Source organism: Serratia sp. CY52157, from assembly GCF_052168495.1.
Classification (GTDB): Bacteria; Pseudomonadota; Gammaproteobacteria; order Enterobacterales; family Enterobacteriaceae; genus Serratia; species Serratia ureilytica.
Map to the genome: position 1 here is coordinate 35,604 of NZ_JBJNMO010000008.1, position 26,194 is coordinate 61,797.

Here is a 26,194-nt window from a genome sequence, read left to right on the forward strand (position 1 = left end):
AGCCGTGTGCCCGACACGGCTTTCAGCCTGCCCTTGCGACACCCGGCGCAGCCGGGCCGCCATTGACGCACAAGGCGCCAATCGGGCCATAATTCAACGGTATAACCGCTGACAGGTGGCGCAGACTATACCACCTCAGCGGGGCATGAACAAACGGCCCCGCTGCGGCGCACGCGAATTACGAGCAAAATCGGATAATCACCGTGATCGGCCGCACAACGCGCGAACCTGCTCCTCAGCGGCGGCGCGCGCCTGACGGTCAATGTCTAAGACCGCTTCGATGCTCGTCGGTTCCTGCAGCGCGAGACGTTCCACCACCTGGCGATTGACCGCCGCGATATCGGTAAAGCGAATCTGCTGCTGCAAAAATGCCGCCACGGCGATTTCGTTGGCCGCGTTCAGCGCGGTGGTGGCCGCCTGGCCGGCATCGAACGCTTCGATCGCCAAATACAGGCAAGGATAACGCTCACGCTCCGGTTCGGCGAAGGTCAGCGAACCGATACGGCAGAAGTCCAGCGCTTCCACACCGGAATTCACACGCTGCGGATACGCCATCGCGTGAGCGATTGGCGTGCGCATATCCGGCGTCCCCAACTGCGCCAGCACGCTGCCGTCGGCATAGCGCACCATTGAGTGAATCACCGACTGCGGGTGCAGGATCACTTCCATTTGCTCGGCCGAGGCGTTAAACAGCCAGCGGGCCTCAATGTATTCCAGACCTTTGTTCATCATGGTGGCGGAATCCACCGAGATCTTGCGACCCATCGACCAGTTCGGATGGGCGCAGGCTTGATCCGGCGTCATCGCGGCGAACTGTTCCAACGGCGTGGTGCGGAACGGGCCGCCGGAACCGGTAAGCACGATGCGCGAAACACCATGACTGTCCAGTGAAGAGTATCCCAACTGACGCTGAATGTTCTCAGGCAAACTCTGAAAAATCGCGTTGTGCTCGCTGTCGAGCGGCAGCAGTTGCGCCTGGCTTTGCCGCACTGCGTCCATAAACAGACGCCCGCAGGTGACCAGCGACTCTTTGTTGGCCAGCAGCACCTGCTTGCCCGCGCGGATCGCCGCCAGCGTCGGCAACAGCCCCGCGGCGCCGACGATGGCCGCCGTCACTTGATCGACGTCATCCAAAGCGGCCAATTCACAGGCCGCTTGTTCCCCAGCCAACACTTCGGTAGCGACACCGTTCTCCGCCAGGATAGCGCGCAGCGCGCGCGCGGCGCTTTCATCCGCCATCGCGGCAAACGCGGGCCGAAATTCCATGCATTGCTGCGCCATGACCGCAACGTTGCGGCCGGCCACCAGCGCTTTGATCGCAAAACGGTCGAGATTCGCCCTGACCACGGCCAGGGTGCTGGTCCCTACCGAGCCGGTCGAGCCAAGAATGGTCAGTTGCTTCATGAGTTCACTCTGAATAACTGTCTGATGAGATCGGAGGTGCTCCAGTGTGGAACCTTGGACACCGCTTGTCCATGATCTTTCAGTACGATGAAACGGGATCTGCGCCACAAAAAACAAAGCGCCGCCCAGGCGACGCTTTTTTTCTGCGCGATGCTGATTAGAATTCCATCAGCTCTTTTTCTTTCTCCGCCAGCGCGGCGTCGACCAGCTTGATGTAAGCGTCGGTCATTTTCTGAATCTCGTCTTGTGAACGACGCTCTTCGTCTTCGCTGATCTCTTTATCTTTCAGCAGCGCCTTGACCTTGTCGTTGGCGTCGCGACGCACGTTACGCACCGCTACGCGGCCCTGCTCGGCTTCGCCGCGCACGATCTTGATCAGATCCTTACGACGTTCTTCGGTCAGCGGAGGCAGCGGAACGCGAATGTCAGAACCGGCGGAAGACGGGTTGAGGCCCAGATCGGAGCTCATGATCGCTTTCTCAACGGCCTGGCTCAGGCTGCGGTCGAATACGTTGATTTTCAGCGTGCGGGAGTCTTCCACGGTCACGTTGGCCAGCTGACGCAGCGGCGTAGCGGCGCCGTAGTATTCCACCATGATGCCGTCCAGAATGCTTGGAGAAGCGCGGCCGGTACGGATCTTGCTGATTTGGTTTTTGAATGCTTCTACGCTTTTTTCCATGCGTGAATCAGCATCTTTTCTGATTTCATTAGTCACGTTGCAAACCCTTGGAAGCTGGTTACTTGGCAGGCGATACTCAAGTATAGCCCGTAATCGTACTCGAAGAGCGCGCGGCGCCTGGCGTCACGCGCTCCGAAAAAGAGGTGTGAACAGCCTTATTTGCTGATCAGCGTACCTTCGTTCTCACCCATCACCACGCGGCGCAGCGCACCGGGCTTGTTCATGTTGAACACGCGGATCGGCAGACCGTGATCGCGGGCCAGCGTAAACGCCGCCAGATCCATCACTTTCAGCTCGCGCTCCAGCACGTCCTGATAGGTTAATTGTTCATACAGCGTCGCATCCGGGTTTTTCACCGGATCGGCGGAGTATACGCCATCCACTTTGGTGGCTTTCAGCACCACGTCCGCTTCGATCTCGATGCCGCGCAGGCAAGCTGCGGAATCGGTGGTAAAGAACGGGTTGCCGGTACCGGCGGAGAAGATCACCACGCGGTTGTTGCGCAGCAGGCTGATAGCCTCTGCCCAGCTGTAATTATCACATACGCCGTTCAGCGGGATCGCTGACATCAGGCGGGCGTTCACATAGGCACGGTGCAGTGCATCACGCATAGCCAGGCCGTTCATCACGGTAGCCAGCATTCCCATGTGGTCGCCCACTACGCGGTTCATGCCGGCTTGCGCCAACCCCGCGCCGCGGAACAAGTTCCCGCCGCCAATAACTACACCGACCTGAATTCCCAGTTCGACCAGCTCTTTCACTTCCTGAGCCATGCGATCCAAAACGCTGGCGTCGATACCAAAACCTTCTGCACCTTGCAGGGCTTCGCCACTCAGTTTAAGCAGAATACGCTGATATACGGGTTTTGCATTGGTTGCCATGGTGTTCTGTCCTAAGAAGCAGTATTAGTATTGGGGATTTCAGCCGATGAAACGCGCCTGAGGTGAGCATCACGCTGCAGGGCCTGCCACCGGTGTAATTCTGGCTGGATAGTATGGAACCGCCAGACGGCGGTTCCATCGACAGTCATTAAGACTGTTTGCTCATCGCGGCAACTTCAGCAGCGAAGTCGGTTTCGACTTTCTCGATGCCTTCGCCCACTTCGAAGCGAATGAAGTTGGTCACGTCAGCGTTGTGCTCTTTCAGCACCTGAGCAACGGATTTGCTCGGATCCATAACGAAAGGCTGACCGGTCAGAGAAACTTCGCCGGTGAATTTCTTCATGCGGCCTTCAACCATTTTCTCTGCGATTTCTTTCGGCTTGCCGGACTGCATGGCGATGTCCAGCTGAACCTGGTACTCTTTTTCTACCACTTCAGCAGACACGTCTTCTGGCTTCACGAACTCTGGCTTGCTCGCCGCAATGTGCATTGCGATTTGCTTAACCAGCTCTTCGTCAGCGCCTTTAGCCGCAACCAGAACGCCAATGCGCGCGCCGTGCAGGTAGCTGCCCAGCACGTCGCCTTCCAGGGAAGCAACGCGACGAATGTTGATGTTTTCGCCGATTTTTGCCACCAGCGCTACGCGCTCTTCTTCGAACTGTGCTTTCAGCACGTCAACGTCAGTGATTTTGCCGGCCATAGCGGCATCCAGCACTTTGTCGGCGAACGCCTGGAAACCGGCGTCTTTCGCAACGAAGTCAGTCTGGCAGTTAACTTCCAGAATGATGCCGTAGTTGCCTTCGATCTTGGTTTTGATCACGCCGTCAGCAGCTACGTTGCCTGCTTTTTTAGCGGCTTTGATCGCACCGGACTTACGCATGTTTTCGATTGCCAGTTCGATGTCGCCGTTGGATTCAACCAGCGCCTTCTTGCAATCCATCATGCCAGCGCCGGTACGCTCGCGCAGTTCTTTTACCAGGGCAGCGGTAATATCAGCCATTTATTTTTCCTCGGTTATCTCGCGTGGAGACAGTTCTCATTCAGATAAGCAAAGGGGGCCTTTACAGGCCCCCCTAACCAACATATGTCAATACCTGGTTAATAAGGGCTCAGTGACGAGCTTGCCTTATTATTCAGCTTCTACGAAGCCTTCTTCCGCCTGAACGGCCAGATCTTGAGAACGACCTTCACGCACAGCGGCAGCAACAGCAGTCAGGTACAGGTTTACTGCACGGATTGCGTCGTCGTTACCAGGGATGATGAAGTCAACGCCGTCTGGGTTGGAGTTGGTATCAACGATAGAGAATACCGGGATACCCAGGTTGTTGGCTTCTTTGATCGCGATGTGCTCGTGATCGGCATCGATAACGAACAGTGCGTCTGGCAGACCGCCCATATCTTTGATACCGCCCAGGGAGTTTTCCAGCTTGGCCAGTTCACGAGTGCGCATCAGCGCTTCTTTCTTGGTCAGCTTGTCCAGGGTGCCGTCTTGAGACTGGATTTCCAGATCTTTCAAACGCTTGATGGACTGACGAACGGTTTTCCAGTTAGTCAGCATGCCACCCAACCAGCGGTGGTTCACGAAGAACTGGTCACAGCTGTTCGCAGCGTCTTTTACCGCTTCGCTTGCTGCGCGTTTGGTACCAACGAACAGGATCTTGCCTTTACGGGAAGAGATCTTGCTCAGTTCAGCCAGAGCGGCGTTGAACATTGGTACGGTCTGCTCCAGGTTGATGATGTGAACCTTGTTACGAGCGCCGAAGATGAAAGGCTTCATTTTCGGGTTCCAGTAACGGGTCTGGTGACCAAAGTGAACACCAGCCTTGAGCATGTCGCGCATGGAAACAGTTGCCATGATTAAACCTCTATAGATTAATTGGGGTTATGCCTCCACGTATCCCATAACGCCGACCCTGGCGGCGACAAGTCACCTCAGGGCACCCCGGCGGATGTGCCGATACGTGTGTGTTATTTACACAAAATGAGTGCAGTTAAAGTATTTTCGGCTCATTCCCGCCAGGTCACAAGAACCAAGACACGGATCGCCGGCGCGCTTTATACCATAAACCTGCCGCCGACACCAACTTTTGTTGCGTTTCGCCGGGCGTCAGGAAATGAAATTTGGCAGCCCCCGGCCGGGCTGATACCATAAGTCACTGCTTCTTATTGTCGACGATAACGACACCTGCGGACGAATTTCATGGCAATCTCAATTAAAACACCTGATGACATCCAAAAAATGCGCGTGGCCGGCCGCCTGGCCGCCGAAGTGCTGGAGATCATCGAGCCGCACGTCAAACCTGGCGTGACCACCGGCGAGCTGGACCGTATCTGTCACGAGTACATCACCAACGAGCAGCAGGCCATTTCCGCCTGCCTCGGCTATCACGGCTTCCCGAAATCCGTGTGCATTTCGGTGAACGAAGTGGTGTGCCACGGCATCCCGAGCGACGACAAAACGCTGAAAGACGGCGACATCGTCAACATCGACGTGACCGTGATTAAAGACGGTTTCCACGGCGACACCTCGAAGATGTTCATCGTCGGCAAACCGACCATTCTGGGCGAGCGCCTGTGCCGCGTTACTCAGGAAAGCCTGTATCTGGCGCTGAAGATGGTCAAACCGGGCATCCGTCTGCGCACCCTGGGCAAGGCTATCCAGCAATTCGTCGAAGCCGAGAAGTTCTCCGTGGTGCGCGAGTACTGCGGCCACGGCATCGGCGAAGTGTTCCACGAAGAGCCGCAGGTGCTGCACTATGACGCGGACGACGGCGGCGTGGTGCTGCAGCCGGGCATGGCCTTCACCATCGAACCGATGGTCAACGCCGGCGACTACCGCATCCGCACCATGAAAGACGGCTGGACGGTAAAAACCAAAGATCGCAGCTTGTCGGCGCAGTATGAGCATACTATTGTGGTGACTGATAACGGCTGCGAGATAATGACGTTGCGCAAGGATGACACCATCCCCAACATCATTACGCACGAGATGTAAGCACCGCGGCGAACGCCGCGTGCAGAATATCACCAGGCCGGCTTATGCCGGCCTTTTTTATGGGCTGCGCACTATGTCTGACAATCTTCTTCAACAGGCGGCCCCGGCCGTGCCGATGCCGCCCGCCTCCCCCAGCGCCTACGGCGACGACGAGCTCACCTGCCCGGTGCTGAAACAGCGGCTGGAACAGTTTCAGCTGTGGCTGGCGGCGGCGTTCGACGCCGGCTCCAGCGCAGAAAGCCTGGTGGCGGCACGCAGCGACTTCATCGATCGCCTGCTGCGCCGGCTGTGGACGTTCTACGGCTTTGAAGATATCCCGGAAACCGCGCTGGTGGCGGTCGGCGGCTACGGCCGCGGCGAGCTGCACCCGCTGTCGGATATCGACGTGCTGGTGCTCAGCCAGCGCCGGCTGACGGAGCAACAGTCGCAGCGGGTCGGCGAATTCATCACCCTGCTGTGGGATCTCAAGCTGGAAGTGGGCCACAGCGTGCGCACCCTGGAAGAGTGTCTGCTGGAAGGGCTGGCGGATCTGACCGTGGCCACCAACCTGATCGAATCGCGCATGATCTGCGGCGACGTCGCGCTGTTCCTGCAGATGCAAAAACATATCTTCAGCGACGGCTTTTGGCCTTCGCCGCAGTTTTTCCACGCCAAGATCAACGAGCAGCAAGAACGTCATCAGCGCTACCACGGCACCAGCTATAACCTGGAGCCGGATATCAAAAGCAGCCCCGGCGGCCTGCGCGACATCCACACGCTGCTGTGGGTGGCGCGCCGCCACTTCGGCGCCACCTCGCTGGACGAAATGGTCGGCTTCGGCTTTCTCACCCAGGCCGAACGCAACGAGCTGAACGAATGCCAGAGCTTCCTGTGGCGCATCCGCTTTGCGCTGCACCTGGTGCTGCCGCGTTACGACAACCGTCTGCTGTTCGATCGCCAGCTCAGCGTCGCGCAGCTGCTGCGCTATGAAGGCGAAGGCAACGAGCCGGTCGAGCGCATGATGAAAGACTTCTACCGCATGACGCGGCGCGTCAGCGAGCTGAACCACATGCTGCTGCAGCTGTTCGACGAAGCCATCCTGGCGCTGGACGCCACCGAAAAACCGCGTCCGCTGAACGACGATTTCCAACTGCGCGGCGATCTGATCGATCTGCGTGACGAAACGCTGTTCATCCGCGAGCCGCAAGCCATCATGCGCATGTTCTACCTGATGGTGCGCAACCGCGAGATCAAAGGCATTTACTCCACCACCGTGCGCCAGCTGCGCCACGCGCGCCGCCACCTGAAACAGCCGCTGTGCACCATCCCGGAAGCGCGCGATCTGTTCATGGCCATCCTGCGCCATCCCGGCGCGGTGTCGCGCGCGCTGGTGCCGATGCACCGTCACAGCGTGCTGTGGGCCTATATGCCGCAGTGGGGCAAGATCGTCGGGCAGATGCAGTTCGATCTGTTCCACGCCTATACCGTCGACGAACACACTATCCGGGTGCTGCAGAAGCTGGAGAGCTTCGCCGATCCGCAAACCCGGCCGCGCCATCCGCTGTGCGTGGAGCTGTATCCGCGCCTGCCGCACCCGGAACTGCTGCTGCTGGCCGCCTTGTTCCACGATATCGCCAAAGGGCGCGGCGGCGATCACTCGATCCTCGGCGCGGAGGACGTGGTGGAGTTCGCCGAGTTGCACGGCCTCAACTCGCGAGAAACCCAACTGGTGGCCTGGCTGGTGCGCTGCCACCTGCTGATGTCGGTCACCGCGCAGCGCCGCGATATCCAGGATCCGACGGTGATCCAGCAGTTCAGCAGCGAAGTGCAGAGCGAAACTCGCCTGCGCTACCTGGTATGCCTGACGGTGGCGGATATCTGCGCAACCAACGAAACCCTGTGGAACAGCTGGAAGCAGAGCCTGTTGCGCGAGCTGTATTTCGCCACCGAGAAACAGCTGCGCCGCGGCATGCAAAACAGCCCGGACCTGCGCGAACGCGTGCGCCACCACCGGCTGCAGGCGCTGGCGCTGCTGCGCATGGACAACATCGACGAAGAGGCGCTGCACCGCATCTGGAGCCGCTGCCGCGCCGACTATTTCCTGCGCCACTCGCCGAATCAGCTGGCCTGGCACGCCCGCCATCTGCTGGCCCACGATTCCACCCAGCCGCTGGTGCTGGTCAGCCGCCAGGCGACGCGCGGCGGCACCGAGATCTTCATCTGGAGCCCGGATCGTCCTTATCTGTTCGCCGCCGTTGCCGGGGAGATGGATCGCCGCAACCTGAGCGTGCACGACGCCCAGATCTTCACCAACCGCGACGGTATGGCGATGGACACCTTTATCGTGCTGGAGCCGGACGGCAGCCCGCTGGCGCAGGATCGCCACGCGGCGATCCGCCAGGCGCTGCTGCAGGCCATCACCCAGCGTGAGTACCAGCCGCCGCGCGTGCGCCGTCCCTCTTCCAAGCTGCGCCACTTCAGCGTGCCGACCGAGGTCACCTTCCTGCCGACCCACACCGATCGCCGCAGCTACCTGGAGCTGACCGCGCTCGACCAACCCGGCCTGCTGGCGCGGGTGGGCGAAGTGTTCGCCGATCTGGGGCTGTCGCTGCACGGCGCGCGCATTTCCACCATCGGCGAGCGGGTCGAGGATTTGTTTATCCTGGCCGACGGCGAGCGGCGCGCGCTCGACCAAGAAACGCGCAGAAAGTTGGAGCAACGGTTGACAGAGGCCCTCACCCCAAACGATAAAATGTGATACAAGTAACTTTTTACCGACAACATCAGGAAAGAGAACAGCATGCAGCAATTACAGAACGTTATTGAAAGCGCCTTCGAACGCCGTGCGGACATCACCCCGGCGAACGTAGACACCGTAACGCGCGAAGCGGTAAACCAGGTGATCGGCCTGCTGGACAGCGGCGCCCTGCGCGTCGCCGAGAAGATCGACGGTCAATGGGTCACCCACCAGTGGCTGAAGAAAGCCGTGCTGCTCTCTTTCCGCATCAACGACAACAAGGTGATGGACGGCGCGGAAACCCGCTACTACGACAAAGTGCCGATGAAATTCGCCGACTACGACGAAGCGCGCTTCCAGAAGGAAGGCTTCCGCGTCGTGCCGCCGGCCACCGTGCGCCAGGGCGCGTTCATCGCTCGCAACACCGTGCTGATGCCGTCTTACGTTAACATCGGCGCCTACGTCGACGAAGGCACCATGGTCGACACCTGGGCCACCGTCGGTTCTTGCGCGCAGATCGGCAAAAACGTTCACCTGTCCGGCGGCGTCGGCATCGGCGGCGTGCTCGAGCCGCTGCAGGCCAATCCGACCATCATCGAAGACAACTGCTTCATCGGCGCGCGTTCCGAAGTGGTGGAAGGCGTGATCGTGGAAGAAGGCTCGGTGATTTCGATGGGCGTCTACCTCGGCCAGAGCACCCGCATCTATGACCGCGAGACCGGCGAAATCCATTACGGCCGCGTGCCGGCGGGCTCGGTGGTGGTTTCCGGCAACCTGCCGTCGAAAGACGGTTCTTACAGCCTGTACTGCGCAGTGATCGTCAAGAAAGTCGACGCCAAAACGCGCGGTAAAGTCGGCATTAATGAGTTATTGCGTACTATCGACTAAATTGAAATAGCGGGTGATTCACCCGCTATTTTTTTGTCTGCGTTTCGCTGGCAGTCACAGTCGCAGATCTCGCTTTCCGCCATAATCGCAGTCGTGGAATATAACGATCACATCTAAAGAGGGCGCAGTATGTACGATAACTTGAAGAGTTTGGGCATCAATCAACCGGAAGACGTCGATCGCTATAGCCTGCGTCAAGAGGCCAACAACGACATCCTCAAGATCTATTTCCGCAAGGACAAGGGCGAGTTCTTCGCCAAGAGCGTGAAGTTCAAGTATCCGCGCCAGCGTAAAACCGTGGTGGCGGACAACGCCGGCCAGGGCTACAAGGAAATTCACGAGATCAACCCGAACCTGCGTTACGTGATCGACGAGCTGGATCAGCTGTGCCAGCGCGATCAGGTGGAAGTGGATCTGAAGCGTAAAATCCTCGACGACCTGCGCCATCTCGAGGGCGTGGTGTCGCACAAAATTGCCGAGATCGAAGCCGATCTGGAAAAACTCACCCGCGGCAAATAATGCGGATCGGTTGACCCGCATCATCGTTAAGGCGCCCTTTTGCGGCGCCTTTTTACGTTATGACTGCAGCAGCGTGCCCCACTGCTCGACCCACGGGCAGGCGGCCACTTCCGGCTCCGGCTGTTCCATCGCATCGATTTCCAGCACTTCGCCAACGCGGGTGGCGCCCTGTTCCTGCAGCAGCGCATCGAACGTGCGCCCGGCGCCGCAGAAGTGGTCATAGCTGCTGTCGCCGAGGGCGATCAGCCCATAGCGCAGCTCCGGCTGATAGCCAACCTGATCGCGGATAGCATGGAACAGCGGCGCGATGCTGTCCGGCAGATCGCCCTGCCCGGTGGTGGAGGTGATCACCAGCGCGTAGTGCTGACGATAAAACTGCCAGGCCTCCAGCGTGCCCTCTTCGAACAGTTTGACCTCATGGCCCTGCTCGCTGAGGATGTTTTGCGCCTCTTCCGCCACCAGCAGCGAATTGCCGTAGACCGTTCCCACGAAGATACCAACCTGAGCCATGGCTCCTACTCCCTTCATTACCTTTAAAAATTGTCAGCTATCCTGACCGTTAGCCGCGCTAAACTCAACCCCGGCAAGTTCAGGGAATACCCCCGCCCAGCCGAACTGCGCCATCACCCCTTGCCAGGCCTCGTCCCAGCGCGCCGTTACCTGCAGCGGCTCGCCGGTCACCGGGTGCGTCAGCTGCAGATGGCTGGCGTGCAGCATCAGGCGCGGGCAACCGAAATGCTGCGCCATCCCGCGATTCTGCCGCAGATCGCCGTGCTTGCTGTCGCCGATGATCGGGTGGCGCAGGTGCGCCATATGGCGCCGCAGCTGATGTTTGCGGCCGGTTTCCGGCTGCAGTTCCACCAGACTGTAACGCGCGCTGTCGTAGCGGCCGACGGCCACCGGCATCTCCACCTGCGCCAACGGCCGGTAGTGCGTCACGGCCGGCTGCGGCTCCTTGTCGGCATCGGCATGTTTATCGGCGATTTTATCCAGCTCCGCCGTCAGCGGGTAGTCGAGGGTCGCCCCCTCCTGCACGTAACCGCGCACCACCGCATGGTAGGTTTTCTGCACCTGATGCTGCTCGAACTGCTGCGACAGCAGGCGCGCCACCTCGCTGGAGAGCGCCATCAGCAGCACGCCGGACGTCGGACGATCGAGACGGTGCACGGTAAAGACGTGCTTCCCGAGCTGATCGCGCACCGTCTGCATCATAAAGCGAGTTTCATGACGGTCCAGCCAACTGCGGTGCACCAACCAGCCCGACGGTTTGTTCACCGCCACCAGGTGTTCATCCTGATACAAAATCTCAATCACATCGCATTCCCAGGTCAATAGCCGTTTCGGGCGCGAGTATAACAGGCATGAGACGCAACGCTAGTTCACCCATTCGATGGTCACCAGGCGCGTATCGGCGCGGCCGCGATCGTCCACCGCCCGAATGCGGTAGCGCCCGTTATTGATCGGCCGCCAGTCGATCGGTTTTTTGCTGGCGCTGCTGCCGAGATAGATATCGTCGACGAACCAGTACACCGTCTTGCTGTCGGCGTCCGTCACCGCATTGAAGGCGATGTTGTCCCGTCCCTGCTGCGACTGGCGCAGGGTATAAGTGGTGTTTTTCAACGGCGAGGTGATGCGCGGCGCGTTGCCGCCGACGGCGATGCCGTTGTCCTTGCAGCGATTGACCGGCGGTGCCCGCTTCGGCAGCCCGGCCTGGGCGAACACGTTGGCCAAATCGGAAGGCCAGAATTCAAAAATTTCGGTGCGGGTCTGCGCCGCTTCATACGGCGGGCAAACAACCTCGCCGCTGTGAATATCCAGCACCACCGGTCGGTAGACGCTGTCTACCTTGATCGGCGACTTGCCGGGAATGAACCAGGTCTTGCCCTTTTGCTGGCACCACGGCGTCGGCAGATCGCCGCTGGCGAGACAGATGTCTACCCGCCGCAGCCGCTTGGGGAACGGATGTTTCGGTTCCCGCAGGGCGGGATAGCTGGCGTTGACGCTGTCGATGATATTGAAAAACAGCGGCGCGGCCGCCTCGGCGCCGACCAACGCATTGTTGCCGCGCCCATCGAAGTTGCCTTCCCACACCACCAGCACGTAAGGGCCGAAAATCCCGACGCTCCAGGCGTCGCGAAAGCCCCATGAGGTGCCGGTCTTCCAGTACACCGGCAGCGACGAAGAACGCTGCGCCAGCGTATCGCCCGGCCGCCGGTGCTGGCGCAGCATATCCAGCGTGATGAAGCTGGCCTCCTCGCTCAACAGCCGCACCGGCCTCGGTTCACCCTCGTTCAGCCGCAATCGCAGCGGCCGCAGCTCGCCGCGGTTCGCCAGCAACGCGTACAGCTTCGCCAGCTCCTGCGCCGTCACCTCGCCGCCGCCCAGCACCAGCGACAGTCCGTAGTGGCTCTCATTGGCCATATTGGCGACGCCGGTCAGGCGCAAAAACTGATAAAAGGTCGGCTGACGCAGCTGTGAGGCGACATAGACCGCCGGGATGTTACGGCTGAAATTCAGCGCGTCGGTGGCGGTCACCGGGCCGAGAAAACGCCGGTCGAAATTTTCCGGCGCATAGGCGCCGAACGACGAAGGCACGTCTTTCAGAATGGTCATCGGATGCAGCACGCCCTGCTCCATGCCCAGCGCGTAGATGAACGGCTTCAGCGTCGATCCCGGCGAACGCTTGGCGTTGGTGCCGTTCACCTGCCCCTGGATCGGACGATTGTAATAGTCCGCCGAGCCCACCAGCGCGCGCACCCCCATATCGCGGCTGTCCACCAGCAGCACCGCGGCGTTTTGGATGCCGCGGCTGCGGTTGCGGGCGATAAAAGCGTTGACCTGCCGTTCGACCAGCCGCTGCAGCCCGGCGTCCAGCGTCGTGTCTACGCGGGTATCGCGCTGCACCAGTTGCTGCGTCTGCAGGCGCAGCTGTTCGATAAAGTGCGGTGCGATATAAGGCACTTGTTCAGGCTGCCGCAGCGCCAACGGCAGGCGGAACAGCGTTTGCTGGCTGGCGTCGGTGGGGTAAACCCGCTGCCAACGCTGGAACAGACGATTGCGCGCCTGCGTCAACGCCGCGCCGAGCACGCCGGTTTTCGGCTCCAGACGGTAGCTGGGCGACTGCGGCAAGACCGCCAGCGTCAGCGCCTCCGGCAGAGTCAACTCCCGCGGCGACTTGGCGAAATAGATCAGGCTGGCGGCGCCGATGCTTTCAATGTTGCGGCCGTAGGGCGCGTAATTCAAATAGGCTTCCAGGATATCGCGCTTGGAGTAGCTCAGTTCCAGCTGCACCGCACGCAGCACCTGCAACACCTTGCCGCCCGGCGTACGGGTATTGAGATGCCAGCGCATCCGCGCCAGCTGCATGCTGATGGTCGAACCGCCCTGCATTTTGCCGCCGGCGACATAGCTGCGCCAGAAACCGCGCATCAGGCTGACGGGGTTAAAGCCGGGGTTATAGTAGAACCAACGATCTTCGTGCAGCAGCAACCCGCGCACCGCCAGCGGCGACACTTGCTCCAGCGGGGTCCACAGCCGGTAGCGATCGTCGTTGGCCAGGGTAATGCGCAGCAGCGCGCCGTGCCTGTCGTAATAAACGGAAGACTGCGGCAGCCCCTGCCACAGGGGCGGATGCGGCCACAGCCGAATTGCGGTCAACAGCAGCGCCAGTAAAAACACCGCCATCAAGCCGTTTTGCAGCACGCGCCCGGTCAGGATCTTCATACGTTCTCAGCATTCCGGCGCCAGACGCTGGCCTGACGCCGGATACGGCCTAGTCGTTGCCCGCCGGCACCACCACCAGCTTGCCGCCGCCGGCCGACATGGCCTGCACTTCTCGGTCATACATGGCTTCGCCGTAGGCCGGTGGAATAATAAAGCTGCCGGTATTGGTGGCCTTGATCTGATAGACGAACTCCTGCACCTCGGTGCCGGCGCTGCCATAGATAATCACCCGATCTTCACGGATGTCGCTGTAATCCGGCGCCCAGGTGGAGCCTGTGGCGGCCAGCGGCGACTGCCAGCCGCCGCGATCGTCGCTCTCCTCACCGGCATCGGCCGGTTCCGGCGGCGTCTGCTGCACCACTTCGAACCCGCCCGGCAGCAGATCGACAATCGCCAGGTTGCTCTGCCCCTCTTTCGAGTTGGCGCGCACCTTAAGATGGACGTTGATCTTCTGCCCCAGCGTCACCTGCGTCACCGGTTTGCCCTGTTCGTCGGTGTACTCGCGGACGATCTCAATCCCGCGCGACAGCGCTTTTTGCGGCGCGTTCAGATCGTAACCGGCCTGCGTCACCACATACCAGGCCGGCGCGCTGCCGCCGTTGGTGAAGCGCACGGCGGTGGCATCGGCGTTGAACTGCCCCTGAACGAACAGCCCCTGCAGCTCACTGATGCGCTGCGGGTCGCCGCCGCTTTTGCCCACCTGCACGATGCCTAACGCGTCCGCATTGGCGGATTGCGCCGCCACCTGGGCCGAATAGCTTTCCAGCGCCAGGATGCTCATTGCAGAGGAGTAGGTGGTATAACGCTCTTCCTTCAGTGCCTTGACCATATTCTCCAGCACCTGCGGCGGAATCGACGCCACCTTCTCAGGGAAGTGACGGGTAATCAAATACAGCCGCGTCGCATCCTGCACCAGCGGATCGAAATAGTTCTGCGTCCACCAGGCGCTGTCATAGGCTTTGCTCAGTTGCTGCCAGCTGGGTTGCAACAGCGCGGCGGCTTCGTCGTCCATCTTCAACAAACGATAGGAAGAGGCCAGATACAGCGCGCTCAGATCGGTTTTCCACCCTTCGCCATAGCGTTTTTGCAGCGTATCCTGCACGGCCGCCAGCGAGTTGGTGGTCACTTCGCCCTGCAGCGTCAGCAGGTAGACCGCCCAACTGCGCAGGCGCAGCAGATACAGATCGTCGAAACCGCTGGCCGCCAGCTCCCGCAGCGCGCCGTTGGCTTCGTCCAGCATGCCTTCCGGCAGGGCGTAACCCGCCGCTTTGGCTTCGAGCAGATATTGCACCACATAAGGCGTGACGAAAGGATCGGCATCCGGCGACGAACGCCAGGCGCCGATCGCCCCGCTGTCGTTCTGACGGGCGCGCAGCACGCCCAGCAGGTTGCGCAGCTGCTTGCTGACTTCCGCCTGGCTCAGGCTGCTTTTCATCTCGGGATGGCGGCTCTGCAACATCAACGGAATGGAACGGCTGACGATCTGCTCGGAACAGTAATACGGATAATCCGCCAGGTATTGCGCCAACCCGCTGGTCAGCACCAGCGGCGAATTCGACACCGCCGCCCGGCGCTGCGCGAAAGCGTCGAACATCTGGCGCAGGCCATCGACGTTCTGGCTGCCGCCGTTCATGCGCCCCATCACCGATTGAGTACGGTACGGCGCCGCCGGCCGCACCGAGGTGCTGACGGTGCGACGGCTGGCCTGGTCGCCGTAACGGGCGTCGAACACCAGCGGCGCATCGCCCAAAACGGCTTTGGCGCGCAGACGGAAGGCGATCACACCCTCGCGTTTTTCCGCCAGCGTCAGGCTTTGCGTCGCGTTGCCCACCACCTCCAATTGCGGCGGCGGCGTCAGCAGGACGTTGATGGCTGCCGACTGGCCGTTCAGCCCTTCGAGGTTGTTGCTGACGCCCACGCTGACGTCGAACTCATCGCCCGGCGCCACCATCGCCGGCACGTTCGGCGTCATGATGAAGCTGTCGCGCACCGTAGCGGCGGTTTGCGCCTTGCCGATTTTCTCCGGCGTCACCGAAATCGCCATGACGCGGATCTTGCCGTTGAAGTAATCCGGCACCGGATAGACGAACTGTTTCTCGCCGCTGACCTCGGTAATGCCGGACCAATAGGCCACCGGCTTATCGCGCTTGCGCTTGAACGGGTTGAGGTTGAGATCCAGCCCTTCGCCCGCATCGCCGCCCGGCGCCGCGGTCAGCGCCATCAGCTTGCTGAATTCCGGCAGGATCAGATCGAGGATCTGCGAGCTGCTCACGTTCAGTTCGCGCTTGCTGAAGAAGAACTCCAGCGGATCCTTCAGGCGATAACGCGCCACCTGCAGAATACCCTCATCGACGGCGAACAGCGCCACCTGCTGCGGCGCATCGGTCTTGACCGTCATCGTCAGGTTTTCACCCGGCTTGATGACCTGCGGCGCCGTCACCTCAAGGCTGTTTTGGCGCGCCTTGGTACTGATCTTGAACGGCATCACGCCATAGCTCAGCGGGCTCATGAAGATCTCGCTGGAGTTGATGTCGCGCACGAACTGCACGTTGATGTAGCCGTTGCCCTCCATGCCGGCCGGCACGCGGATCGTCTGCACCGAGCTGGTGGTGTCGGTGTGGAACCACTGCCAGGCGTAAACCTTGTCCTTCTCGATGGTGATCAAGCCGCTGCCGGTATAGGGCGCGTTAATCGCCACCTCGATCTCTTCACCGGGCTGGTATTCCGCCTGGTTGAGTTTTAGCTTCAGTTCGGCGTTGCGATCCAGCGAACGACTCAGGTTGGCGTTGCCGGCCACGCTGTAGGCGACGCGGTTGAGCGTCTTGCCCTGCGCATCTTCGATCACCAGCACGAAGTCGCCCGGCTTATCGGTCGCCAGCCGCAGATCCGCGCCCTGATCGCCCAGCGCCAGCGGCTGTTCCAAGAGCTGCACTTCCTTCATCTTCGACTGGTATTTGTAAACGCCCGAATCCTGTTTGGTCAGCACCGAAATGTATTTCTGTTCGATCAGCACCTGCTTCAGGTTCGGCATGGCGATCTGTTTCAGGGCCGGATCGATGGCGATCACGTTCAGATGCCGCTCCGCGTCGCGATTGATGTAGCCCAGATCGCCGTCGGCCTTCACCCCAATCAGGTAATCGTAAGGCGAAACCAGCGTACGGGCGGTAGCCGCCACCGAGCGACCGCCGCCGGCAACGAACGCCTCCGACAACAGCTGCAGCTGATAAGTGGCGTCGGCGTAAGATTTCAGATCGAGCGGAATATCAGCCGCGCCGTGTTCATCGGTGGTGCGATCTTCCAGCTCGGTTTCGAACCCGTCGCTGTTTTGTCGGTTTTCGTAGAACGCATAATCCGGGAAGCGATCGAAGCTCGGATACATTGGCCGCAGCGTCAGCCTGGTGGTCACACGGCGATCTTGCGCCGGGGTGCCGAACAGGTTCTGCACATCGATGCTGGCCTTCAGCTCAGACGGCTTGACCCAGCCTTGCTGGCGGTCCGGCGTCAACGCCAGCTTCACTTTCAGTTGATCCGGCTCGAACTCCTTCACATTGACTGCGGTATGGCCGAGCAGCGTGGAGGTGTCGTTGTTTTTGCCGATCAGATACAGATAAACGTTCCACTCGCCGGTGGGCGAGTTTTCATCGGTGGTATAGCTCAGTTCGTTGAAACCGCTGGCGCCCAGCGTCAGCGGCACGGTGGACATCAGCTTGTCGCGCGGATCGCGAATTTCGGCGCGCACCGGCACGCCGGCGAGGCCAACGCGCCAGTCGGCGGCGCGAGTGATCAGGCCGATATTGAAGGTGTCTCCCGGCCGATACACGCCGCGGTCGGAGAACAGGTAGCTGCTGAGCGTGCGCGGATCGGTCGGCGTTTGTTCACCGGCAACGTCGAAGCGCGAGAAATCCAGCCCGCGATCGTTAGAGCTGCCGGTCGGCAGGAAGGAGACATCCCCTTCTTTCTCCACCAGGAACATCACCGGCTGGCGCTCGTTGGTGTACACATCCAGCGCCGGGAAACGCACGTGGCCGTCGGCGCCGGTGGTTTGGCTGAGCAGCGTCACGCCGTTTTTGGCCACCACAGATACGTTGGCGCCGCTGACCGGCGCACCGCTTTGGATCGACTGCACGAAGACGTCGCGCGTCTTATCCTGCGAGCTCTTGGCGACGATGCCCAGATCGGTCACCACCACAAAACGCGAATCGCCGACGTCGGGCTGTTCTTCCCCTGCGCTCTCGTCCTGTTCCTGCTCCTGCTCGGCGCCCGCCTCTTCCGCCGCCGGTTTGCGATTCGGCTGCCATTCCGACAGCGTCAACAGAAACACCCCGCGATGGGAACTGGCGTTGGTGGAGAGATAGCGGGAAAGATCGATGCCCTGATAGTTCACTTCCCCCGGCCGCTCGTTGTTGAGCGCCGTCTGGTATTTGAAATGCTCGGTGAAATACTCATCGTTGAGCCGGTTGAATTCCGTGGACGAGTATTCCCGGCTTTTGAAGGAAACAATGTGCTGCAGCTGACTCGGGATCACCCGCTTGATGTCCAGCCGCAGGCCCGCCACGTTGCGCGCCGCCACGCTGATCTGCTTGTCGCCGTTGACCGACAGCAGCGAGCCCTGCGACATGAACTGCAGCGATTTCGGGAACTCCGGCACTTCGACCACCCGATAAACCTTCTTCGGCATTTTGTAACCGCCGGCGGAGATTAGCTGGTTATCGATCTCGAGCAGCATAAAGCGGTGCGCCGGGGCGTCAAAACGGAAGCTGAACTGCGGCTGATAGGCCTCTTCCGCCTCGTTAAGCGTCAACGGCAGCGGCGTCGCCTGCGCCAGCACGTTCTTGCCGACGCTGTCTACCGTCCATGGGTAAAAGTCTTCAGCATCATTGGCGGCCTCGGCATCGCTCGGATCGTGCTGCGGCAGCAGCCAGGCTTTCGCGGCTCGCGCCAGCTCTTTATCCTTCACCGCATCGCTGAAACCAACCACCAGCGCACGCTGCCCTTTGCCGCCGTCGGTGTCCACCACCTGGGCGCTGGCGTCGCTCAGCGCCAGGCTGTACAGGGTGGGAACCTTGACCCAGTTGCTTTTCGCCTCTTCGACCGCGTTGCCGGCCGCCGTCGATTTAACGCCCTTGCCGACGGTCAGATGTACTGCGCCGCCCTGATCCAGCGCCTGCAGCGGCTCGGAATGCACCCAGGCGTTCAGTTTTTTCTCGTCATAGACCAGAGAGAAATTCAGCTTCTTCTCGGAGGTGGCGCTGCCTTCTTTCAATCCCAGCGAAATCTGTTTTTCAAAGCTGGCGACGTCGACCGGCGCGTTGAACTGCAGATTGAAAATCGCGCTGCGTTTCTGCGCATTCTGCGGATCGCGGTAGTACTCGGCCTGCCCCAGACGGTAGTCGAACGCAGGCACGGTGAAGGCATAGCGGGTTTTGGCGAGTTTGACCTGCGGCGCCAGCAAGGCGGCGGGCTCGAGGGTCACGTCATATTTCGCGCCCATCGGCAGCGGCTTTTTCGGCGTGAACACCAGCGTCGATTCATTGTTCCACGCCCACTGCCCTTCCGCCGTCGGTTTGAGGGTGATGCCGGCGCTCACGGTTTTGCCCACCGCGGCGATCGGCGCGACCGAGCCGCTGAAGGCCAGACTCACCGTTTGTGGCGCTTGCCGGGCGGCGGTGTAATCTATCGGCGCGGGGTTAGCCAGCGATGCGCTGACCTCCTGAACCACCATCGGCGCCGGTTCGATCGGCTGAGGCCGATTTTGCCACCAGTGCCAACCGTAAAACGCGCCGCCCGCGGCGCCTGCCAGCAGCAGCAGGCCCAGACCGATCGCTTTCGGATGTTTATCCACGCCGCTTTCCAGCCGCAGAAAACCGCGCGGCAGCGCAGCCCACCAGGCCGGCGCGCGCCAGCTGAGGTTGCCGACCAGCGGTCTCAGCAACCGCCCCAACAGCGACAAGACCCCACCCAACAGGCGGCAAACGCCCTTAACCAGGGTAAAAGGCAAACGAAGGATAAACCTTAATAAATCCATTATTGCAGCACCTCATCATCCTAATGCAGCCCCCGGTCAACCGCCGCGGTTTAACCGAGCCGAAAGACGCCGTCGGCTCTCCTGCCCGGCATCCGCGCGAGTACTCTACACTGCCGGGCGGCAAAAATCTGCGCGCCGCCGGCGAATTACGGCTCTTTATTCAACATCAAATCCAACTGCTGCAGCAGCACCAACAGCGGCAGACTGCTCGGCTCACGCTCCTTCAACGCCTCCTCGAAGTAAGGCGTGATGGCAAAACGCGTCGGCAGCGGCGCTTCGGCGTCCAACAGCGCATACATGCGCGGCAGAAACACCCACTGCAGCCAAGCCTCGGCCGACATGCTGTCGATGCAGAACGGCTCGGTGCTGGAGAAAGCCTCAGGCTCGGGCGGCGCGGCCTGCCACAAGGCCAAATCGCGCATGGATTGTTCAATCGCCTGCAAACTGCGGCGAACCTGATTATGTATACTCATCTGCATTCCCGATCTCTTTTCATCATGATATTCAGCTCGCTGGCTGAAAGGCGGCAAAGCATAGCATTTTTATAGCCCAAATTTGGCGCGCCCGAGACCGGCTGCCGTTTTTATCTGGTGGCGTGCGCCGCCGCGCGGCACAATAGGCCCACCGAATTCACCACACAGATAAAGATTCATGTCCGTAATAACAGAGAAAAAAAATCACGCGACGCCCGGTAAGGCCATGCTGGCCTCGGTCACCGGTTACGCCATGGACGGGTTTGACCTGCTGATCCTCGGCTTTATGCTGCCGGCCATCAGCATCGAATTAGGATTAACCTCATCGGCCGCCGGCTCGCTGGTCACCTGGACGCTGATCGGCGCGGTGCTGGGCGGCGTGATCTTCGGCCATCTCAGCGATCGCTTCGGCCGCATCCGGGTGCTGACTATCACCATCCTGATGTTTTCCCTGTTCACCGGCCTGTGCGCCGTGGCGCAAGGCTATTGGGATCTACTCGCCTATCGCACGCTGGCGGGCATCGGGCTGGGCGGCGAGTTCGGCATCGGCATGGCGCTGATCGCCGAAGCCTGGCCGGCGGAGAAACGCAACCGCGCTTCAGCTTACGTCGGCATGGGCTGGCAGTTGGGGGTGCTGGCGGCCGCTTTCCTGACGCCGTTGCTGCTGGAACATATCGGCTGGCGCGGCATGTTCCTGGTCGGCCTGCTGCCGGCGCTGGCGTCATTCCTGATCCGCCGCACGCTGGGCGAACCGGAGGAATTCGTGCGGCAGAAAGACGCCGGGCAGCCGCTCTCCTTCCTTCAGCGTTTGCGCCTGCTGTTTAAGGATCGCGCCACCAGCAAGGCCAGCATCGGCATCTTCATTCTCTGTTCGGTGCAGAACTTCGGCTACTACGGGCTGATGATCTGGATGCCGACTTATCTGGCGAAAAACTTCGGCTTCTCGCTCACCAAGTCCGGCCTGTGGACGGCGGTGACGGTGGTCGGCATGACGTTCGGCATCTGGCTGTTCGGCGTCCTGGCCGACCGCTTCGCCCGCTGGAAGATTTTCGTGCTGTATCAGGTCGGCGCGGTGGTGATGATGATCGGCTACGCCCAGTTGAGCGATCCGATGCTGATGCTGTTCGCCGGCGCAGTGATGGGCATGTTCGTCAACGGCATGATCGGCGGTTACGGCGCGTTGATTTCCGATACCTACCCGGTGCAAGCGCGCGCCACCGCGCAAAACATCCTGTTCAATCTGGGACGCGGCGTCGGCGGCCTGGGGCCATTGGTGATCGGCGCGCTGGTGACGCAGGTGTCGTTTACCGCCGCCATCAGCCTGTTGGCGGCGATTTACCTGCTGGATATCTACGCCACGCTGTTCCTGCTGCCGAAAAAACAGGGCGCAGGCGATACGCTGGGCGCGATTGGTTAACGCGGAAGAAGGATTGAGACGGGGCGCACGCGCGGCGGAATAGAACAAAAAGTTGGGGGCACTGCGTTAACAGTGCCCCCGGTTCGTTTTATAGCCATCCCGCTACACAGCATGCTCCCTGCTCAATCCTTGAAAACTTTTCCTGCGGCCATCCTGACCAAGTGGTCCTTGCATCATCCTGCAGCATCGTCCTGACGCGGTTCCTCAGCCTTCCTGACCCGCCGACAGTCCTGCGCCGGCTCTCAATCTCCGTCCTGGAGGTGTCCTTGGTTTCAATCCTGAAACATCCTGGGCATCTCCTGACGCCATCCCTCGCTCTTGCCTGAGCGCTTCCCTTTCTTCTTCCTGAAGCTGCATCATCCTGATGCTTTCCTGCTCCGCCGGGTCCGTGCCGGTAATGATAAGATCGCTCAAATTTCCCGGAATCACAAGGGTTTGAGAGGTGTCTCACACTAAATTAAGACTAAGAGTTATCCTAAAGAAATTCTAACCAATTGATCTGGATAACAATAATCTCATGGTCCAAAGAGAGGTGAAAAAAATTAAGAGCGATCTCTCACAGCCCGTGTGAGAGATCTCTTACACGACCGACGGCGAATCCGCCGCGCTTCAGTCCAGCACTGGGCGCAGCGCATCGAGGAAATTCCCCAGCGTCGCCGCCAACAAGGTGCGCTTATCACTGCCGAATTGCTCCAGCACCACGTTGCCGCTGACGTTGCACAGCGACACCATCGTCATCTCGGATTCGGTGGTCGCCAGGAAGAGAGTCGGTGACAATTTGAGGCGCTTTTGCGTCACCAGATGGCCGATCAGATTCTCCTGCAGGCGGATGAAATCCTCTTCGCTCCATACCTGCAGCAGGCTCAGGCGATGCTCCCCAAATTGCGCGCTCATGTCACCGGCGTATTGCTGCGTGTAGAAACGGTGCGCATCCGGCTGCAAACGCAGCTCCAGCGCGGCCTCTACCTTCTCCAGCGTCGCCGCCGGTTCGAAAGGCTGCGGCAACCACAGCACGTCGTCCTCGCGATTCTCCACGATGCAGGGCGACGGCACGCCGTACAGCGCCTCGCTGGCCGGCGCGTGGCCGCGCTCTTGCTGCCACAACTCGACATAGCGTTGAGTGAATTCACGCAGAGCGTGCGATACATCATGGTCCATATTCTTTCTCGCATACGTTAAACTGACGGCCATTGTACCTATCTCTGACCGAGGTGACAGCAGATGTCCTCATATCAAGACCACCAGGCCCTGTCAGGGCTGACGCTGGGCAAACCCACCGCCTATCGCGATCGCTACGACGCCACGCTGCTGCAGGCGGTGCCGCGCAGCATGAACCGCGAGCCGCTGGGGCTGTATCCCGACAACCTGCCCTTCCACGGCGCGGACATCTGGACGCTGTACGAACTCTCCTGGCTGAACGCCAACGGGCTGCCTCAGGTGGCGGTGGGCGAGATCGGCCTCAACGCCGACAGCCTGAACCTGATCGAATCGAAAAGCTTCAAGCTGTATCTCAACAGCTTCAACCAAACGCCGTTCGCCGATTGGGAAACGGTGCGCAGCACGCTGCAACGCGATTTGTCCGCCTGCGCCCAGGGCGAGGTGAGCGTCACCCTGTTCAGCGTCGACCAACTGGAAGGCAGCCCGATCGCTCGTCTGGCCGGCGACTGCATCGACCAGCAGGATATTCGCATCGACAATTATGAGTTCAACGCCGACTACCTGCAGAACGCCGCCGGTGAAGAGGTAGTGGAAGAGCAATTGGTCAGCCACCTGCTGAAGTCCAACTGCCTGATCACCCATCAGCCGGACTGGGGCTCGGTGCAGATAAGCTACCGCGGCGGCAAGCTCGATCGCGAAGCGCTGCTGCGCTATCTGGTTTCCTTCCGCCACCACAACGAATTCCACGAGCAATGCGTCGAGCGCATCTTCAACGATCTGATGCGCTATTGCCGGCCGCAAAGCCTGACGGTTTACGCCCGCTATACCCGCCGCGGCGGACTGGATATCAACCCGTGGCGCAGCAACGTCGCATTCGCTCCCGAGCACGGCCGCCTGGCGCGCCAATAAGTGCGAAACATTGCTCAACAACTGAGCTAACGAGCGGTTTGTGTTGGTAAAAGCGCAGGGACGGCGGTAAGGTTAAAACGAGGCTGCGGCCGGGCAGAGCGCCCGCTTCGCCGCAGCACGCCAACCATAACGAGATGCTGTTTTGCTGCGTATGGATTACTACCGCCCCGCACCGGGTGCAAAGGAGTTACCTTGATTACACACATCAGCCCGCTTGGCTCTATGGATTTATTGTCGCAGCTGGAAGTAGACATGCTGAAGCGCACCGCCAGCAGCGACCTGTACCGCCTGTTTCGCAACTGTTCGCTGGCCGTGTTGAACTCCGGCAGCCAAACCGACAACAGCAAACAGCTGCTGTCGCGCTATGAAACCTTCGATATCAACGTGCTGCGCCGCGAGCGTGGCGTGAAGCTTGAGCTGGTCAATCCGCCGGAAGAGGCGTTCGTCGACGGCCGCATCATCCGTTCACTGCAGGCCAACCTGTTCGCCGTGTTGCGCGACATTCTGTTCGTGCACGGCCAAATCGCCAGCGCCGGCCGTTTCCAACACCTGAACCTGGAAAACTCGGCCCACATCACCAACCTGGTGTTCTCGATCCTGCGCAATGCGCGCACGCTGCATCTGGATGAGGATCCCAACATGGTGGTGTGCTGGGGCGGGCACTCGATCAACGAGAACGAATACCTGTACGCGCGCAAGGTCGGCAGCCAGCTGGGCCTGCGCGAGTTGAACATCTGCACCGGCTGCGGGCCGGGCGCCATGGAAGCACCGATGAAAGGCGCGGCGGTCGGTCACGCGCAGCAGCGTTACCGCAACAGCCGCTTCATCGGCATGACCGAGCCGTCAATCATCGCCGCCGAGCCGCCTAACCCGCTGGTGAACGAGCTGGTGATCATGCCGGACATCGAAAAACGTCTGGAAGCGTTCGTGCGCATCGCGCACGGCATCATCATCTTCCCGGGCGGCGTCGGCACTGCCGAAGAGCTGCTGTACCTGCTGGGTATCCTGATGAACCCGGAGAACAGCGAGCAGGTGCTGCCGCTGATCCTGACCGGGCCAAAAGAGAGCGCCGATTACTTCCGCGTGCTGGACGAGTTCATCATGAACACGCTGGGCGACGCCGCGCGCCGTCACTACACCATCATCATCGACGATCCGGCGGAAGTGGCACGGCAGATGAAAAAAGCCATGCCGCTGGTGAAGGAGAACCGCCGCAACACCGGCGACGCCTACAGCTTCAACTGGTCGATCCGCATCGCACCGGATCTGCAGCTGCCGTTCGAGCCGACCCACGAGAACATGGCGAACCTCAATCTGTATCCGAACCAGCCGCCGGAGCAATTGGCCGCCGCGCTGCGCCGCGCCTTCTCCGGCATCGTGGCCGGCAACGTGAAGGAAAACGGCATCCACGCCATTGAGCAGTTCGGCCCGTACAAGCTGCACGGCGAACCGCAGATGATGAAGCAGATGGACAGCCTGCTGCAGGGCTTTGTCGCCCAGCACCGCATGAAGCTGCCGGGCAGCGCCTATGTGCCCTGCTACGAAATCGTCGCCTGATCCTCAATCCCGGGCGGCGTAACGGCCGCCCTGTTTTTTCTGACCTTGCCGCCCATGATGATACACCTACTGATTGTCGACGCCCTGAACCTCATCCGCCGCATTCACGCCGTACAGGGCTCCCCTTGCGTCAACGCCTGCCGCCACGCGCTGCAGCAGTTGCTTCAGCACAGCCGCCCGACCCACGCGGTGGCGGTATTTGACGAGGACGACCGCAGCGAAAGCTGGCGCCACCAAATTCTGCCGGACTACAAGGCCGGGCGCTCGCCGATGCCGGAAAACCTGCAACAGGAGATGCCGCAGCTGCGTGAGGCCTTCGCCGAACTGGGCGTCGCCAGCTGGCATTCGCCCGGCAACGAGGCCGACGATCTGGCGGCCACGCTGGCGGCGAAGGTCGCCGGCGGCGGCCACCAGGTGACCATCGTCTCCACCGACAAAGGCTATTGCCAACTGCTGGCGCCGAACGTACAGATCCGCGATTACTTCCAGAAACGCTGGTTGGATATGCCTTTCGTGCAGCAGGAATTCGGCGTGCTGCCGCCGCAACTGCCGGACTACTGGGGGTTAGCGGGGATTGGCAGCAGCAAGATCCCCGGCGTGGCCGGCATCGGGCCGAAAACCGCCGTGCTGCTGTTGCAGCAGTCGGGCAGTCTGGACGGGATCTATCAGCACCTGGAGCAGGTGCCGGAGAAATGGCGCGGCAAGCTGGAGCAGCACCGCGAGCTGGCCTACGTCAGCAAACACGTCGCCACGCTGCGCACCGATTTGTCGCTAGACGGTAACCTGCAGCAGCTGCGCCTGCCGATACAATAAGGGCGCTGCAAGCAGCGCCCTTCATCAGGTTTAACGC

General features: G+C 60.6%; 19 protein-coding genes. 8 read left to right on the forward strand and 11 right to left on the reverse strand.

All coding sequences use genetic code 11. The features are described 5' to 3' along the window. Window positions 1–198 precede the first annotated feature (198 nt). From ispC to rpsB, 5 genes are all read right to left on the reverse strand, one after another. A complete protein-coding gene (gene ispC, locus ACJ8IP_RS21345) occupies window positions 199–1,404 on the reverse strand; it encodes a 1-deoxy-D-xylulose-5-phosphate reductoisomerase (protein WP_442524517.1) in 1,206 nt (401 codons plus the stop codon). Window positions 1,405–1,561: 157 nt separating this feature from the next. Beyond that, a complete protein-coding gene (gene frr, locus ACJ8IP_RS21350; RefSeq protein ID WP_025160240.1) occupies window positions 1,562–2,119 on the reverse strand; it encodes a ribosome recycling factor in 558 nt (185 codons plus the stop codon). 119 nt (window positions 2,120–2,238) lie between these two features. Continuing rightward, entirely contained in the window at window positions 2,239–2,964 is a 726-nt protein-coding gene (gene pyrH, locus ACJ8IP_RS21355; protein WP_004931940.1) for a UMP kinase, read from the reverse strand. Between the two features lie 148 nt (window positions 2,965–3,112). Continuing rightward, window positions 3,113–3,964: a translation elongation factor Ts gene (gene tsf / locus ACJ8IP_RS21360; protein ID WP_033644872.1), complete on the reverse strand. Its 852-nt coding sequence runs from the start codon at window positions 3,962–3,964 to the stop codon at window positions 3,113–3,115. 129 nt (window positions 3,965–4,093) lie between these two features. Then, on the reverse strand, window positions 4,094–4,819 hold the full coding sequence (rpsB, locus tag ACJ8IP_RS21365) for a 30S ribosomal protein S2 (protein ID WP_016929891.1): 726 nt from the start codon (window positions 4,817–4,819) through the stop codon (window positions 4,094–4,096). Between the two features lie 345 nt (window positions 4,820–5,164). Here rpsB and map point away from each other — a divergent pair, with 345 nt between their 5' ends. The 4 genes from map to ACJ8IP_RS21385 all read left to right on the forward strand — a co-directional run bounded on the left by map (window position 5,165) and on the right by ACJ8IP_RS21385 (window position 10,082). Beyond that, window positions 5,165–5,959, forward strand: coding sequence for a type I methionyl aminopeptidase (map, locus tag ACJ8IP_RS21370; protein ID WP_028127527.1), 795 nt, complete (start codon window positions 5,165–5,167; stop codon window positions 5,957–5,959). A 73-nt stretch (window positions 5,960–6,032) separates the two neighbouring features. Then, complete coding sequence (gene glnD / locus ACJ8IP_RS21375; RefSeq protein ID WP_033652507.1) at window positions 6,033–8,696, forward strand: bifunctional uridylyltransferase/uridylyl-removing protein GlnD; 2,664 nt, start codon at window positions 6,033–6,035, stop codon at window positions 8,694–8,696. Between the two features lie 42 nt (window positions 8,697–8,738). Next, a complete protein-coding gene (gene dapD, locus ACJ8IP_RS21380) occupies window positions 8,739–9,563 on the forward strand; it encodes a 2,3,4,5-tetrahydropyridine-2,6-dicarboxylate N-succinyltransferase (protein ID WP_004931932.1) in 825 nt (274 codons plus the stop codon). A gap of 129 nt (window positions 9,564–9,692) precedes the next feature. After that, window positions 9,693–10,082, forward strand: a complete 390-nt coding sequence (locus tag ACJ8IP_RS21385; RefSeq protein WP_004931929.1) for a DUF3461 family protein — start codon at window positions 9,693–9,695, stop codon at window positions 10,080–10,082. Window positions 10,083–10,139: 57 nt separating this feature from the next. Here the strand turns inward: ACJ8IP_RS21385 and ACJ8IP_RS21390 are convergent, their stop codons facing one another. The 5 genes from ACJ8IP_RS21390 to ACJ8IP_RS21410 all read right to left on the reverse strand — a co-directional run bounded on the left by ACJ8IP_RS21390 (window position 10,140) and on the right by ACJ8IP_RS21410 (window position 20,303). Beyond that, window positions 10,140–10,592 (reverse strand): flavodoxin, encoded by a 453-nt coding sequence (locus tag ACJ8IP_RS21390; RefSeq protein WP_033644870.1) that lies wholly within the window; start codon window positions 10,590–10,592, stop codon window positions 10,140–10,142. A 33-nt stretch (window positions 10,593–10,625) separates the two neighbouring features. Then, entirely contained in the window at window positions 10,626–11,396 is a 771-nt protein-coding gene (truC, locus tag ACJ8IP_RS21395) for a tRNA pseudouridine(65) synthase TruC (protein WP_164107332.1), read from the reverse strand. Window positions 11,397–11,456: 60 nt separating this feature from the next. Further along, window positions 11,457–13,805: a penicillin-binding protein 1C gene (gene pbpC, locus ACJ8IP_RS21400; protein WP_164107334.1), complete on the reverse strand. Its 2,349-nt coding sequence runs from the start codon at window positions 13,803–13,805 to the stop codon at window positions 11,457–11,459. 49 nt (window positions 13,806–13,854) lie between these two features. Next, window positions 13,855–19,830 (reverse strand): alpha-2-macroglobulin, encoded by a 5,976-nt coding sequence (locus ACJ8IP_RS21405; protein WP_442524518.1) that lies wholly within the window; start codon window positions 19,828–19,830, stop codon window positions 13,855–13,857. Between the two features lie 146 nt (window positions 19,831–19,976). Beyond that, window positions 19,977–20,303 (reverse strand): YqcC family protein, encoded by a 327-nt coding sequence (locus tag ACJ8IP_RS21410; protein WP_033644943.1) that lies wholly within the window; start codon window positions 20,301–20,303, stop codon window positions 19,977–19,979. Window positions 20,304–20,481: 178 nt separating this feature from the next. Here ACJ8IP_RS21410 and ACJ8IP_RS21415 point away from each other — a divergent pair, with 178 nt between their 5' ends. Continuing rightward, window positions 20,482–21,720 carry an MFS transporter gene (locus ACJ8IP_RS21415; protein WP_442524519.1) on the forward strand — a complete coding sequence of 413 codons (1,239 nt, stop codon included), beginning with the start codon at window positions 20,482–20,484 and terminating at the stop codon, window positions 21,718–21,720. A gap of 609 nt (window positions 21,721–22,329) precedes the next feature. On the opposite strand, the gene syd is transcribed toward ACJ8IP_RS21415, so the two are convergent. Beyond that, window positions 22,330–22,878, reverse strand: a complete 549-nt coding sequence (syd, locus tag ACJ8IP_RS21420) for a SecY-interacting protein (protein WP_033644866.1) — start codon at window positions 22,876–22,878, stop codon at window positions 22,330–22,332. A 63-nt stretch (window positions 22,879–22,941) separates the two neighbouring features. On the opposite strand from syd, the gene queF reads away from it, so the two are divergent. From queF to xni, 3 genes are all read left to right on the forward strand, one after another. Beyond that, entirely contained in the window at window positions 22,942–23,787 is an 846-nt protein-coding gene (gene queF, locus ACJ8IP_RS21425; protein WP_033644864.1) for an NADPH-dependent 7-cyano-7-deazaguanine reductase QueF, read from the forward strand. A gap of 192 nt (window positions 23,788–23,979) precedes the next feature. Then, window positions 23,980–25,344, forward strand: coding sequence for a nucleotide 5'-monophosphate nucleosidase PpnN (ppnN, locus tag ACJ8IP_RS21430; protein WP_019455737.1), 1,365 nt, complete (start codon window positions 23,980–23,982; stop codon window positions 25,342–25,344). A gap of 54 nt (window positions 25,345–25,398) precedes the next feature. Then, window positions 25,399–26,157, forward strand: coding sequence for a flap endonuclease Xni (xni, locus tag ACJ8IP_RS21435; protein ID WP_164107337.1), 759 nt, complete (start codon window positions 25,399–25,401; stop codon window positions 26,155–26,157). Window positions 26,158–26,194 lie beyond the last annotated feature (37 nt).

What these genes read in the sequence shown, in the direction of transcription:
- dapD (WP_004931932.1), top strand. Translation starts at nt 8,739, where the DNA reads ATGCAGCAATTACAGAACGTTATTGAAAGCGCCTTCGAACGCCGTGCG.
- tsf (WP_033644872.1), bottom strand. Translation starts at nt 3,964, where the DNA reads ATGGCTGATATTACCGCTGCCCTGGTAAAAGAACTGCGCGAGCGTACC.
- xni (WP_164107337.1), top strand. Translation starts at nt 25,399, where the DNA reads ATGATGATACACCTACTGATTGTCGACGCCCTGAACCTCATCCGCCGC.
- ACJ8IP_RS21405 (WP_442524518.1), bottom strand. Translation starts at nt 19,830, where the DNA reads ATGGATTTATTAAGGTTTATCCTTCGTTTGCCTTTTACCCTGGTTAAG.
- rpsB (WP_016929891.1), bottom strand. Translation starts at nt 4,819, where the DNA reads ATGGCAACTGTTTCCATGCGCGACATGCTCAAGGCTGGTGTTCACTTT.
- pbpC (WP_164107334.1), bottom strand. Translation starts at nt 13,805, where the DNA reads ATGAAGATCCTGACCGGGCGCGTGCTGCAAAACGGCTTGATGGCGGTG.
- ACJ8IP_RS21385 (WP_004931929.1), top strand. Translation starts at nt 9,693, where the DNA reads ATGTACGATAACTTGAAGAGTTTGGGCATCAATCAACCGGAAGACGTC.
- ACJ8IP_RS21410 (WP_033644943.1), bottom strand. Translation starts at nt 20,303, where the DNA reads ATGAGTATACATAATCAGGTTCGCCGCAGTTTGCAGGCGATTGAACAA.
- syd (WP_033644866.1), bottom strand. Translation starts at nt 22,878, where the DNA reads ATGGACCATGATGTATCGCACGCTCTGCGTGAATTCACTCAACGCTAT.
- queF (WP_033644864.1), top strand. Translation starts at nt 22,942, where the DNA reads ATGTCCTCATATCAAGACCACCAGGCCCTGTCAGGGCTGACGCTGGGC.
- ACJ8IP_RS21390 (WP_033644870.1), bottom strand. Translation starts at nt 10,592, where the DNA reads ATGGCTCAGGTTGGTATCTTCGTGGGAACGGTCTACGGCAATTCGCTG.
- glnD (WP_033652507.1), top strand. Translation starts at nt 6,033, where the DNA reads ATGTCTGACAATCTTCTTCAACAGGCGGCCCCGGCCGTGCCGATGCCG.
- ispC (WP_442524517.1), bottom strand. Translation starts at nt 1,404, where the DNA reads ATGAAGCAACTGACCATTCTTGGCTCGACCGGCTCGGTAGGGACCAGC.
- ACJ8IP_RS21415 (WP_442524519.1), top strand. Translation starts at nt 20,482, where the DNA reads ATGTCCGTAATAACAGAGAAAAAAAATCACGCGACGCCCGGTAAGGCC.
- pyrH (WP_004931940.1), bottom strand. Translation starts at nt 2,964, where the DNA reads ATGGCAACCAATGCAAAACCCGTATATCAGCGTATTCTGCTTAAACTG.
- map (WP_028127527.1), top strand. Translation starts at nt 5,165, where the DNA reads ATGGCAATCTCAATTAAAACACCTGATGACATCCAAAAAATGCGCGTG.